Annotated in this window: 1 protein-coding gene; it reads left to right on the top strand. The window is 72.4% G+C overall.

Translation table 11 applies throughout. The annotated features are described in order from the left end of the window. The coding region (locus FRC96_RS16000; protein ID WP_146975905.1) for an efflux RND transporter periplasmic adaptor subunit at window positions 1-678 on the top strand (678 nt) is incomplete at both ends.

A 678-nucleotide genomic window follows, 5' to 3' on the forward strand; every position in this document is an offset into this window, starting at 1 on the left:
CCAGGCCTCGCTGCGCCGCGCGCAGGCCTCGCTCAACGAGGCCGAGGGCGAGGAGCGGCGCACCCGCGCGCTGGTCGAGCGGGAGGTCGGCGCTCAGGCTGAGCTGGAAGCCGCCGAGGCCCGTACGCTTCGCGCCCGGGCCGATCTCGACCAGTCCCGCGCCGATCTGCAGCGCGCCCGCGCCCAGGTCGACGACGTGCAGACCCAGCTCGATCGCGCCACGATCACCTCCCCCATCGACGGCGTGATCCTGGCGCGCCATGTGGAGCCGGGCATGACCGTGGCCTCCTCGCTTCAGGCCCCCGAGCTCTTTTTGGCCGCCGAAGACCTGGCGAAGATGCGCCTGCAGGTCTGGGTCGATGAGGCCGACGTGGGCCTCGTAAAACCCGGTCAAGAGGCCACCTTCACCGTGAGCGCCTGGCCCGGGCAGACCTTCGACGCCACCGTCGAATCCCTCGATCTGGCGCCGACGCTCACCGAGAACGTCGTCACCTATGTGGCCGAGCTCTCGGTCGACAACAGCGAGCGCCTGCTGCGCCCCGGGATGAGCGCGGCGGTCACGATCGTCACCGAGACGCTCACCGAGGTGCTGCGCGTGCCCAACGCCGCGCTGCGCTTCACCCCGCCGGCCCCCGACGACGACGCGCGCCCCGGCGGTGGCCTGCTGCCGCGCTTCGG

The organism is Lujinxingia vulgaris, assembly GCF_007997005.1.
Classification (GTDB): Bacteria; Myxococcota_A; Bradymonadia; order Bradymonadales; family Bradymonadaceae; genus Lujinxingia.